The following is a 12,854-nucleotide window of genomic DNA, read 5'->3' as shown; positions in this document are numbered from 1 at the left end:
TAACACTAATATCTTACTTGATCCACTCCGATAGAACTTGTGTTGGGACGAATCATATTGGTAAAATCGGTTGTGTTGACATTTCCATCCATATTGGCATCACTTCGGTTGTAGGTATTCGGTAATGCAATTGTGGAACGATATACGTTGTAGTCTGTATAATTGATTACCCCGTTTGCATTGATATCGCCGGCCTTTAGAGCATAGAGTTCCAATGTTCCCAGTCTCGAAAGTTGTTCTGTTCCTCCTGCAACATTTTCTGAAAGCGCAAAATCAACAATAATTCCATCCGGATCGGCAGGTTGTGAACTCATAACTGCTAAATGGTTTCGATGCCGGATAACAATATTAAATGTTCCGGTTTGAGTAAATGTCAGTCCGAGATTAAGGTTGGTGTCAAAAACGTAACCAAACCTCGATAACAAACCTGCCTGACTGGCAACAAGAGCATTGGTAACAGGGTCGCGCAATTCAACCAAAACCCAATCTACAACTGCTGTAGGCATAGCTGTTACAGAAGCAGCAGGAGCATTCCAGGGGGCTACTGAGTAAGGAGAGTTTAAAGGCAGAATAGCATTGAGGGTGGTATTCATGGTTGTATCGGTAGAAGCAGTATTATAGGCAGCTTCTAAGAACATTCCGACAATTAGCGGTGAACGGCAGGTGGTGGCAACATTTCCGGTATAATTAACTACGTTTGCCCAAACGATGGGCAATGTTGTATTACAAGCGCCACTTGCACCGGTAAAAGTTACGGTAGTGGTGCCTCCGGAAGCGTTGATTTGGGTTTGGGTGACTTCCAGCCACAAAACAGTCAGGTTGGGAATAGTAGTAGTTGGTACTAAATCTTCTCCGACAAACTGATACAAAGTTCCCTGAGTTGTAGAAACATTATAGGTAACACAATCAACTCCGATTACTGCTACCGGAACAAACATGGTATGTTCGGGAACTGCCGGATTGGGAAAACCGGTTACGAAGTTTTCACAAAAAGCAGCAGGGGTAACACTTGTTACAGGATTTCCGGTTGTTGGGCTAAAGTCCACATACGTTCCGCTGATGGTACAGGGGCAATCTCCCGGGCAGTTGCAATAAGATTCTCCGGAAGCGGTATCACAAACAGTGTTTCCACATGTGCTGGGAGTACAGTTTGTTGCATTTGTGAGGGTAATCACTAAATGTCCGTTGTCCTGTTGTACTAAAGTTCCACAGGCACCTACAGGAGTAATGAAGACATTATGAACTCCGCTTTGCGAAGCAGTGAATGTAATGGTACAATTGGTGGCTGTAGATATAGTAATATTTCCCGGACCTACAACGGTAAATTCAGGAGTCCATCCACCGGCACCTCCACAAATAGACATGGTATAAGTATTTCCGCCAATTAGGTTGAACTGATAAACCTCTCCGCCCCAAACCTGCCAGTCAAAAGTTCCGCCATTAGCCTGAAAAAAAGTAGAACTATATGTAGTACCTAATGGCCCGCAAAGCGGATTAGGAGCACCGGTAATTGAAGTCAAGTTTGCAGGACTATATACAAAATCAGGATCTGCAATAGTCGTACAACCACCACCTGCACCTTTAAATGCCTGTTCCACCTCTGTTGTGCCAATACTTTGGCTGCTGAATTTTGCCTTTGCAGAGGTTTTGAAATCTTTAATTGTCAACTGCTCCATTTCCGGAAATCTGCCGGAATCATTCAACCGGATTAAACTGCCTGTTTGAGCGTGGCAATAAACAAAGGCATATATTGCAAACATACTAAATACTGCCAATTTAGACAGGATAGCTGCATTGATGTATTTCATTGCTGATCAAATTTGGGATTAGGGAAAAAGTGTTTTAATTAAATCTTATGTCAGTCGGATTATTATTTTGATTGAAAGACTATGCCGGAAAATAGGACAAGATTATTGTGCTGATTATCCGACATAGTCTGTTATATTAAATCTAAAGCAAGCGGTAAACCGTAACTTTACTCTACCACTAATTTGGCAGTAACAATACCCGAAGCGCTTTGCAGCGAAATCAGGTACATGCCATCCGGATAGGCATTGACATCAAGCTGAAGTTGGTTTAACCCGTTGGTAGTTTCAATTTCCTGATTGTGAACCAATTGTCCGGCAACATTAAAGAGTTGCAGGGTCATTGATTCGTTACCTGATGCGCTAAAAGTGACATTCACTCTATCCTGAGCAGGAACGGGGTTAATTTGAACAATTGACAAACCTGTTGCATTGCGGTTAAGCGAAACAATATTGCCTGCATAAGTGCGAACTCCGTTAAAATCTGTATCGCTCAAACGATAATAACTAATTCCTGCAGGGGCGGTTTTGTCTAAAAATTCGTAAGACTGAACCATAATGCTGTTGCCCTGACTTTGAACTGTGCCTATAACTTCAAAAGTTATTCCGTCTTTTGAGCGTTCGAGCGTAAAGTAATCGTTGTTAATTTCGGTTGCTGTATTCCAAAGCAATTGATTACCTTCGGGTAGTACACGTCCTGTAAAACTCAGCAGTTCGATAGGCGTTTTGTAGCAAATAAAGGGTTCATCGGCACTGCTGCCGGAACAACCAAAACCGTCAGAGGTTACCTCAAAACTGTAAGCCGTGGTTGAGCCTTCAATAAAAATGATTTCCACACTTTGTCCAACAGGTAACTGCGGGTCGTTGTAATCCCCTACAATAGTATATGTTGCGGTATTGTCGTAAGAAGGATATCCTCCGGTAACATAAAGTGTAACATGATAATCGCCGGTTAGCCAATCACAAAATTCATTGATCAGGATATTTACCGGGGTGAGGAAAACAACGGGCATTGCAGATGAAATATCGGTACAAGCGCTTGATAAATCGGGTAATCCGGCGGTAGTGCCTTCGGGTCCGGCAATTGCCGAAACATAATAAGGAATATTGGGGGTTAATCCGTCTCCTGAGAATACACCGGCAGGGTTATGAGCCAGGATTGATCCGGCAACATTTGCAGGATTGCTGTATAAGGCATAGGTTAAGATAGCACCGTTGTCAAGAATTTCATCACCGTTATTGCTGATAACTGCATTCAAACCATTACAGACGATTTGGGTATCTGAATTCATAGTTCCTGCAAAAGAAGGTGAGCCGGTGTTAAATACAAATAACGGAGCGGTAAGCGCACCTTCAACGACTGCATTTTCAATGGTTTGACTGTTGTAAGTTAAACCAAAAGCACCGGTTTCCGGCAAACAAATGTTGATAATGCCCGGGCAGGAGTTGATGCTAACCGTTGCAAAAACGGTTCCATCTGCCATATTGACGATATTGATAGCTCCGGGACTGTCCGGACTAACTTCACAACCTCCGCAACCTTCTACACTAACAGGGATTTGCAAACTGAAACCAACACTTTGTTCAATCAAAGTAAAAGATGCGGCTACAGAACAACCCGTGTCGTCAGTTACTGTTACTGAATAGAACCCTTCGGGCAAATTGCTGATGGTTGAAGCACCGCTGTTTTCTTCTACAAATCCGTTACTCCATTCCCAAACATAGGGAGGAGTTCCTGCAGTTGGGGTTGCGGTAACAGAGCCTCCGTTGGGGTTGGCGCATGTGGGATTAACGCCTGTCATTTCGGGAGCAGCGCAACAAGCCAACAAAGCCTTAAAGGTATATTCGGGGTCTTCGGGACAAATACTGAATGCACCCCAACTTCCGGTTTCAGAATCTGAAAAATTGAGGAAGGTAATGCTCAGGTCGTTGCCGTTTTCGCCGGGAGGGCAATCCATCGTAGAAATACTGAAGCAAAATGTCCAGGGACATCCGGGTTCTCCTACGTCGCCATAATTGTTTCCGGGGTTAGTGTCTAAGCCGGGACCTCCCGAAGCTGTTTCGTAGAAAAAACCGGGGCCTTGCGGGCCAATTGTTGCTGCATAGGGGCTTGTGCCTTGTACCAGTTCATACCACGACCATGTTCCGCTGCCGCTACAACTTGCAGGGGAAGAAAGTCCCAAAGTGCTGACATCCCAACCGTTTCCAAAAACAGGAACTAACCCATGAAACCAGTCGGCAGCATTTTGATTATAACCGGCAACGGTAAAACAAAAGTTGATGTTTTCGCCCGGAGGATAAGTTCCCAATAACGGTGGAGGAGAGATATTCAGAGTTTGGCCTAAAATACAGATATCGTCAATATTGTCTGCATAATTTTCAATACAAATACCAAATTCACCCTGATCGGTCAGGTCTGCTCCGCTGATTTGTAAAAAGTAAACTACCCCGGGGGCAACAGGGGCAAAAGTAGTATTTAGTGCGCCGCCAACCCCAACTTCACATTCCCGTCCGATGAGTGATCCGCAGGTTCCTTCATACAAAGCAACCGAAATGGTTCCGGTGTCAAAAGAAATATCAATATCAAGAATGTTGCTGACAGCGGTAAAGGTGTACCAAATATCGGCTGCGGGAGCAGGCATATCTACTCCTCCTAAACAATAACCCTGATTGATATAGGGCAATTCACCGTTTGCACCAATATTGGTACCGTTCAAACAAGTGGTTACATTGGAGACCAAAGGAGGAAATGGCAACGCATCAGAACAGACATCGTTAGGGACTATCTGAGCAGCTATTTGCCAGCTTATACCGGTTAAAAGTATAAAGGCAAACACAATTCGAATGAGTGTATTTCTCATTATCATAAACGGGTAGTTTAATGCTTAAAAATATTTTGCGCTAAAATAGGGATAAAGGCCGTTTTGTGCTAAGTTTTACTGCAATAAATAAGCTAAAACATAGAATTATGCAGTTTAGTCGGCTTATTATTAAAAAACCATGCGGGAATGTGGAAAAGGAAGAAGTTTTTTTTGAAAAGACATCAAGTCTCAACTCCATTAACTTTTTTATGGGTATAAATATTTATCGCTATGCTATCAAAAAGGAGATGGGTGGTTGTTTGAAAAAATTCAAAACAAAGATTCCATAACCTTCTTCTTGAACCCAAAAAAAAAGAAAAAACCAGCAAAGGGTCAGGCTATGCCGGGTGAGTATAGAAATGTTAAGAACTTAGTCTGGAACTTAGTATTGTTCCGGCAAATAGGGATATCGAACCAGATATTGTTCTCTTACCGTTTCCAATAGTTGTTGTCTGAAAAGGTCAATATTTAGTTTTTCGGTAGCAGAAATAAACACGACCGGACTTTGAGTTTGATTTCGCAAGTTTTCCTGCAATTCTTCCATCAGTTGTTCTTTTACCTCATTTGGAAGGTAGGCATCAAAATATTTTTGCCGGTACAGGTCTAATTTGTTATAAACGGTGATCACCGGTTTCTCTTCAACCCCGATTTCTTTTAATGTATTGTTGACAACGGCTATCTGATCTTCGTATTGTGGATGGGAAATATCTACAATGTGCAACAAAATATCGGACTCGCGCACTTCGTCCAAAGTGGATTTAAAACTTTCAATTAACCCGTGTGGAAGTTTTCGGATAAACCCTACAGTGTCGGATAGCAGGAATGCGGTGTTTTCAAACACCACTTTTCTTACGGTAGTGTCTAAGGTGGCAAACAACTTGTTTTCGGCAAACACTTCCGATTTGCTCAACACAGTCATAATGGTTGACTTTCCGACATTGGTATATCCAATCAGCGCTACACGGATTAATTCCCCGCGTCTTTTGCGCATGATTGTGTTTTGGGTGTCTATTTTTTCCAACTGTTTTTTTAGTGTTGCGATTTTTTCTTTCACAATCCGCCGGTCAGTTTCTACTTCCTGTTCACCGGGTCCTCTCATGCCAATTCCTCCTCTTTGCCTTTCAAGGTGGGTCCACAAACCTTTCAAACGAGGCAGCAGATATTGCATTTGTGCGAGTTCTACCTGTGCTTTGGCTTGGGCAGTTCTTGCTCTCGAAGCAAAAATATCCAAAATCAGATAGCTGCGGTCAATGACCTTGCATTTTAGTTCTTTTTCTAAAATGCTTTGTTGTCGGGGACTAAGGTCATCATCAAAAATGACCAACTCTACATTTTTAGTGGTAATGTATTGTCTGATTTCTTCCATCTTGCCTTTGCCGACAAAGGTATTTCTGTCGGGGTGGGGCAGTTTTTGTTTAAATTCAGCGATGACCTCTGCGCCGGCAGTTTGTGCAAGAAAGGCGAGTTCGGCCAAATATTCGTTTAACTTTTCTTCGGTTTGTTCTTTATAGATCAGACCGACTAAAACCGCTTTTTCAGGCTCGTTTTGTTGTTTGTTGCCCAAATTCAGATTTACAAATCCTTCCAAAATATGTTTTTTTTTCTTGTACTAACAATGTTTTGTTCTGATAAGTTTCCTGAAAATCAGACAACAGTATATCAGGTATCAGAAGTTTTTTTTAAACCGTTTAATCGCAATTTTTACCTGATGCAAAAGGGTGCCTTTTTATTCAGGTTTTTACCTGTAAAAAGTTTAAGATAAAAAGAATTACCCTACGGTGGGGGTTAAACCAAATTTCAGGTATTTAATCGTACTTGCCCCGCTCAGGTTGAGTTTTTCGTAACGGGTGGAAACAGAAAGTAAGGGGTTACTTTGGTGATTGGAACGGTATAAATCGGGATAATTGACCAAAATCGGGAAATTATTTTCTGAAAGCGTTTCGAGGGTGAACTCATACAACAGGTCGCTGTCGGTTTTGAGGTGTACAATGCCTGCAGGGTGAAGAATTTTTTGGTACAATTGTAAATAGGATAATGCAGTCAGCCTTTTGCGCGGTTTACCAATTTGCGGGTCGGGAAAAGTCAACCAGATTTCGCTGATTTCAGATTTTCCGAAAAAATGACCAATCAGTTCGATGGGTGCTCGCACAAAAGCGGCATTTTGAAGTTGATGGTTTTGGACAAAGGTTGCACCGGTCCAGATGCGATTGCCTTTAATATCAATACCGATCACATTGACATCCGGATAGAGCGAAGCCATCGCCATGGTATATTCACCATACCCACAGGCAAGTTCCAATATTATTGGGTTGTTGTTTTTAAAATAGGACGATTGCCATTGCCCTTTGTAGTCTATCACCCTGCCTTCATGATTGTACAGAACCGGCTCTTTCCAAATTCTGTTTTCAAAAACATGGGGCATAAGTTTTATTTCGGCAAACTTTACCATTTTACCTTTCGACATATAAAATTGAAGCCGGAAATGTTATTAAACCCTTCCTCCCACAACAAAAGCGTTTAAAATGAAACGGCACTTTTGATAGCTGCAAAAGTGCCGTACTGCATATTAAGTAAAATATAGGGAAGTGAGTTTGGAGTTAATAAAAACAACGAAGTTATTTAGCACCCAAAATATAATTGGCTTCAATCATAATACCACCGGTCAGGTTGGCAGAGGCGGCGCGATCATTGTCCCATACAGGGAATCCTGCGACTACAAAGTCTTTGTCTTCAATATCACCTAATGAATAATCTGCTCTTAAAGAAAGTCCTATGTTAAAACTGTCAGTAACTCTGAATCGGGAACCTAAGCTAAAAGCAGCAGATAAATCGGCTTTATTATAGGCATCTTTAAGTTCTAATCCCAATGCGCCAAAGTCAACCTCTTCATCATCCACGATTTGTTTGGCACCCGTAAGCAGCCCAAACTGAATACCTGCCGTTCCGACAAAACAAGCGCCGGCATCGGGGTTGCTGTTGAATTTGAGCATAACTGGAATTTTGAGGTAATTGAGTTTTGTCTGTGATGTTTCAAAACCCGAAGAACCGTCACCCACATACTTTTGCCCTTGACCCGAAATGAGCAAACCGGTTTGTATGCCTAAAGAGCTTAAAAAGTTATAACCCACATTCAAACCATAAGCCATTCCCCAGGTTCTGGTATAATCCAACCCGTCTCCACGGGCAGCATCGTCATCATTAATTATCCAAACCGATTGTGGAATTACCCTTACCCCTACTTCCAACCCTTTTTGGGCAAATGCTGGAGCACTCAGAATAAAAAATAAAAACACCGACAAAAGGAGTAATTGTGTACCTTGTTTCATAAATTGATTTTAAGGAGTGATATAATGTTTTGGTGAAAATTAAAAATAAATCAACACTGCTTAATTTTTGACCATCGCAAAGATAGAAAAATTCGTTGAGTTGTGTCAGGCAAACAAATTTGGGGTTTGGTGGTTAAAAACATGGATTAAACCGGTTATTCAAAATGAGAAATCTGTTGATTGAAAACATTGAAAAACATATCCGGCTCGAACCATCGGAAGAAGCGTTTATTATGTCGTCTTTTGGTGTTAAAAAACTACGCCGCAGGCAATTTTTTGTTCAGGAAGGAGATGTCAGCAAGTTTTGCGCCTTTGTTTTGTCGGGATGTTTGCGGATCTATTTTGTGGATTCCAATGGTTTTGAGCATATCATACAGTTTGCCATCGAAGATTGGTGGGCAGCCGACATGATGAGTTTTACCACCGGTCAGCCCGGCAGGTTGTATATTGATGCTTTAGAACCAAGCGAACTGCTTGTTATTTCGAGAGAAAAACAATTGGCGCTATTTGATGAGTGCCCCAAGTTTGAGCGTTATTTCAGAATTATTACTGAAAACGGATTTGTCAGCCAGCAATCGAGAATAGTCGAAAACTTAAGCCTTCCTGCCATTGACCGCTACAAAAACTTTCTTTCGCGATATCCTCAACTTGCAATGCGATTACCGCAAACACAAATAGCTTCTTATATCGGCATCACCCCCGAATTTTTAAGCAAACTACGAAAACAACTGAGCGGAAAAACGTCATCTCTGTAAAGGACTGTTTGGTTTTTAAGTTGCCGGACTTAATATAGATTAAGCCTTATTCTTAACCTGCTTCATTGTTTGGAGGCTGCTATCTGCCCTAATTTTGCAGTAAATTATTTAACAAACAAAAACAGATTGAATATGGCAACTTACACGATTGACCCCACACATTCAGAAGTATCTTTTAAAGTAAAACACCTGATGATTAGCACCGTTACCGGTAGCTTTGAGCAGTTTGATGCCAAAATGAGTGCAGAAAAGGAAAACTTCACTGATGCTCAAATTTCATTTGAAGCCGATATTGAAAGCATCAGCACAAACAACACACAACGAGACCAACATCTGAAAAGCCCGGATTTTTTTGATTCTGAAAATCACCCCAAAATGACCTTTGTTTCAACAAGTTTGGTACAAAAATCGGATACAGACTATTTGTTGAACGGAGACCTTACCATCAGGGGCGTAACAAAACCCGTTTCTCTTGCGGTGGAATATGCCGGTAAAATGACCGATTTTTACGGAAACGAGAAACACGGGTTTGAAATTAACGGTAAGCTCAGCCGCAAAGAATTTGGTTTGCAATGGAATGCGGTAACCGAAGCCGGAGGGGTGGTAGTTTCAGATGAGGTAAAACTCAGTGTGAACGTTCAGTTTCAAAAAAACTAAACTTTTTTTATTCGGGAAAACAAGGCTCATAAAGCAAGACAAAAAGCAAGTCATTACGGCTTGCTTTTTTTTATTTTACTTTTGATTCAAAAAGTATTGGTTCTAATCAAAAATTGATTGTTGAACCGCTGTTGTCTTTTTGATGTTTTATTTTGGTTTTAAACGATTTCCAATCAAGGGTGAAAAAATCATCAGAACATGAAAATAGGCATTGTTTGTTATCCCACTTATGGAGGAAGCGGTGTGGTTGCCACAGAATTGGGAAAAGCACTGGCAAAGAAAGGACATGAAGTGCATTTTATCGCGTATAGCCAACCGGCAAGGTTGTACCATTTTTTTGACAATGTTTATTATCACGAGGTCGGAGTTTTTGACTATCCCTTGTTTGAATACCCCCCTTACGAAACAGCACTTGCGAGCAAACTGGTAGATGTTATACAGTTTCACCGGCTGGATATTCTGCATGTTCATTATGCCATTCCTCATGCTTCGGCTGCTTTTTTGGCCCGCACCATTTTGTACGAAAAAGGTATTTATACCCCGATTATTACCACCTTACACGGAACAGACATTACCCTTGTCGGAAAAGACAGCACTTATGCTCCGGTAGTGGCATTTTCTATCAATCAATCGGATGGTGTGACGGCCGTGTCGGATAGTTTGCGCAAACAAACCTATGAATACTTTGACATTCATAACGAAATTGAAGCGATTCCCAATTTTATTGACCTGGACGAGTTTAAAAAATTCAACAAAGACCATTTCAAAAAGGCCATTGCACCGGCTGATGAGCGGGTTTTGATGCATACGTCCAATTTCAGACAGGTGAAACGGATAGAAGATGTAATTCGAATTTTTCATAAGGTACAGCAACATCTGTCTGCCAAACTTCTGTTGGTGGGCGATGGTCCGGAAAGGATGAAAGCCGAACAATTATGCCGGGAACTGGGAATTGCCCACGATGTTCGTTTTTTGGGAAAACAGGATGCAGTCGGAGAATTGCTTGCAGTTACAGATTTGTTTTTACTTCCTTCCGAAAGTGAGAGTTTCGGGCTTGCAGCACTTGAAGCGATGGCTTGCGAAGTGCCAGTCATTTCAACCAATGCCGGAGGAATACCGGAAATCAATATCAACGGTCAAACCGGTTTTATGAGCAATGTAGGAGATGTGGAAGACATGGCAAAAAATGCGCTGTATATTTTAGACAACAAAGAACGGCTGCAACAATTCAGAAACAACGCATTAGAGCAGGCAAAACGGTTTGACATCAGCAAGATTGTTCCGTTATATGAACAGTATTACCAAAAAGTTTTAGACAATTGCCGGCTTTGCAAACAAAATCCGCCTAAAAAATTACAGGATAAGGTCTTTTAGTTTTCCGGCCTGTTTTATTGAAAGGATAAACAACCGGAACAAATCTTGTTAAATTTGCCTTGTCCTACAGATCCTCCAATCCCGGATTTCACCTCAGCGATAAGCAATGATTGTACACCCTCTCCCCTCTTTTCTTTTTGTATGTTATGGAAACACCTGCCGAAGTCCGATGGCGGAGGCTTTTGCAAAACAGTTTTTACGGGTGGGCGAAGCAAATATCATCAGTGCCGGCATAGGCGCACAAAACGGACAAACGGCTACCGGACATGCGGTTAATCTGATGGAAAGCCGGTACAAAATTGATCTGAGTAAACACCGTTCTCAAAATATTGCTCAGTTGCATCTGGACGGGTTTACACAAATCATAGGAATGGACGAACCGGTCGGGTTGTTTTTACAACGCAACTACCCCCACCTCAAGCGCAAAATTCTTGTTTGGAAAATTGACGACCCCTACGGAACAACAGAAGAAAGTTATCAAAACTGCGCTGCAGAAATTTTTGCAGAGGTCAGGGATTGGTCAAAAACAATACGGGGGTTGTAAAACAAGGTTGATCAGTGAATCACCGAAACCTTAATGGTATTGGTATTTCCAAGTTCGTTAAAAGGGGTGCTGCCGGTGTTGATGACAATTTCTCCTTTTTGAATCATACCTTTATCTTTCAGGATGTTCTGAATATGGCGAACGGTATCTTCTGTGGAATTTGAACGATTGTAGAGATAGGCTCTTGTACCCCAGACAAGGCTAACCGCATTGAGCAAATTTGCATTTTCTGTAAATACAAAAATATTGCTGACAGGTCTGAAACTTGCCAGCGAAAAAGCAGTGTATCCCGAACGGGTAAGGGCTATAATACTGGTGGCATTAACGTATTTTGCCATCCGGCAGGCGGTAAAACAAACGGCATCAGACAAAAAAGTATGGGAGTCTTTGTCCGGTTCAATGCCCATATTGTAAATTTTATCTTCTTGTTCTACTTTGTTGATCACCTTTTTCAGCGTTTCAATCACCTTGACCGGATATTTTCCGCTTGCAGTTTCAGCGCTCAACATCAGGGCATCAGCTCCGTCAAACATGGCATTGGTAATATCGGTAATTTCGGCCCGGGTAGGAATCGCATTGGTAACCATGCTTTCCATCATTTGAGTGGCAATAATCACCGGTATATGTGCTTTGATACAACGGGTTACAATATCTTTTTGAACAAAAGGGATATCTTCCAAAGGCAATTCGACCCCTAAATCGCCCCGGGCAACCATAATTCCATCGGAAACCCGGATAATTTCGTCTAAGTTTTTATAAGCATCCGGTTTTTCAATTTTGGCAATCACTTTTGCCGGATGATTCCTGAATTCGAGCACCCCTTTCAGTTTGTTAATTTCCTCGGCTGTGCGGACAAACGACAAGGCAATCCAATTGACCGGCATTGTGAAAATAAACTCCAAATCCCGATGGTCTTTTGGCATCAGAGACGGAGCGGTAACAGTGGTATCGGGCAAGTTTACCCCTTTTCGGGCAGTTAATATGCCTCCGTAAATCACTTCGGCGGTTATTTCGTCGGCTTTATTGGTCGTTTTTACGACCAGTCCAAGCTTACCATCGTCTATTAAAATTCTGTCTCCGGGCTCAACATCTAATGCCAGACTTTCATAAGAAATATAAAGCAGCTCGGGCGTACTGACCTGTTCTTTGGTAGTAATGCGGATTGACTGTCCGTTGACCAATATAATTTCATTGTTTTCTACTTCGCCAATTCGTATCTTAGGACCTTGCAAATCGGCTAATATGCCGATATTGGTGCCTAATTCTTGATTGATCTGAACGATGTTTTCTATAACCGCAGCATGCTTTTCATGGGTGCCATGCGAAAAATTGAGGCGAAATACATTTACCCCCGCATGAACGAGCTGGGTTAGCATTTCTTTGCTTTCTGACCTGGGGCCAACGGTTGCCACAATTTTTGTTTTACTGAAAGGGGTCATATTGTATAAGTTAAAGTAAAAAAGGGAAATCTAAGAATGTTATCACCTACAACATCAACAACATTCGTTTGGTTGTATGGAGATGGCTTTTGA

Annotated in this window: 10 protein-coding genes; 4 read left to right on the top strand and 6 right to left on the bottom strand. The window is 41.8% G+C overall.

Going from position 1 to position 12,854, the window contains the following annotated elements; translation table 11 throughout:
• Positions 1 to 5: 5 nt before the first annotated feature.
• The 5 genes from IPM47_03270 to IPM47_03250 form a co-directional block, all read right to left on the bottom strand.
• The gene (locus tag IPM47_03270; protein QQS29986.1) at positions 6 to 1,808 is read right to left on the bottom strand and encodes a hypothetical protein; all 1,803 of its coding nucleotides are present in this window, start codon (positions 1,806 to 1,808) and stop codon (positions 6 to 8) included.
• Positions 1,809 to 1,975: 167 nt separating this feature from the next.
• Positions 1,976 to 4,666 carry a T9SS type A sorting domain-containing protein gene (locus IPM47_03265; protein QQS29985.1) on the bottom strand — a complete coding sequence of 897 codons (2,691 nt, stop codon included), beginning with the start codon at positions 4,664 to 4,666 and terminating at the stop codon, positions 1,976 to 1,978.
• Positions 4,667 to 5,048: 382 nt separating this feature from the next.
• Positions 5,049 to 6,230, bottom strand: coding sequence for a GTPase HflX (gene hflX / locus IPM47_03260; GenBank protein ID QQS31370.1), 1,182 nt, complete (start codon positions 6,228 to 6,230; stop codon positions 5,049 to 5,051).
• A gap of 204 nt (positions 6,231 to 6,434) precedes the next feature.
• Positions 6,435 to 7,130: a tRNA (guanosine(46)-N7)-methyltransferase TrmB gene (trmB, locus tag IPM47_03255; GenBank protein ID QQS29984.1), complete on the bottom strand. Its 696-nt coding sequence runs from the start codon at positions 7,128 to 7,130 to the stop codon at positions 6,435 to 6,437.
• Positions 7,131 to 7,281: 151 nt separating this feature from the next.
• Positions 7,282 to 7,992: a PorT family protein gene (locus IPM47_03250; GenBank protein ID QQS29983.1), complete on the bottom strand. Its 711-nt coding sequence runs from the start codon at positions 7,990 to 7,992 to the stop codon at positions 7,282 to 7,284.
• A gap of 164 nt (positions 7,993 to 8,156) precedes the next feature.
• On the opposite strand from IPM47_03250, the gene IPM47_03245 reads away from it, so the two are divergent.
• From IPM47_03245 to IPM47_03230, 4 genes are all read left to right on the top strand, one after another.
• Positions 8,157 to 8,747 (top strand): Crp/Fnr family transcriptional regulator, encoded by a 591-nt coding sequence (locus tag IPM47_03245; protein ID QQS29982.1) that lies wholly within the window; start codon positions 8,157 to 8,159, stop codon positions 8,745 to 8,747.
• Between the two features lie 132 nt (positions 8,748 to 8,879).
• Positions 8,880 to 9,404, top strand: coding sequence for a YceI family protein (locus tag IPM47_03240; protein QQS29981.1), 525 nt, complete (start codon positions 8,880 to 8,882; stop codon positions 9,402 to 9,404).
• Between the two features lie 198 nt (positions 9,405 to 9,602).
• A complete protein-coding gene (gene bshA, locus IPM47_03235; GenBank protein ID QQS29980.1) occupies positions 9,603 to 10,778 on the top strand; it encodes an N-acetyl-alpha-D-glucosaminyl L-malate synthase BshA in 1,176 nt (391 codons plus the stop codon).
• Between the two features lie 169 nt (positions 10,779 to 10,947).
• Positions 10,948 to 11,322, top strand: coding sequence for a hypothetical protein (locus IPM47_03230; protein ID QQS29979.1), 375 nt, complete (start codon positions 10,948 to 10,950; stop codon positions 11,320 to 11,322).
• Between the two features lie 11 nt (positions 11,323 to 11,333).
• Here the strand turns inward: IPM47_03230 and pyk are convergent, their stop codons facing one another.
• On the bottom strand, positions 11,334 to 12,761 hold the full coding sequence (gene pyk / locus IPM47_03225) for a pyruvate kinase (protein ID QQS29978.1): 1,428 nt from the start codon (positions 12,759 to 12,761) through the stop codon (positions 11,334 to 11,336).
• Between the last annotated feature and the right edge of the window lie 93 nt (positions 12,762 to 12,854).

The sequence above is a fragment of the Sphingobacteriales bacterium genome (genome assembly GCA_016700115.1).
Taxonomy (GTDB): domain Bacteria; phylum Bacteroidota; class Bacteroidia; order Chitinophagales; family UBA2359; genus UBA2359.
This window is presented reverse-complemented; position numbering and strand designations above follow the sequence as displayed.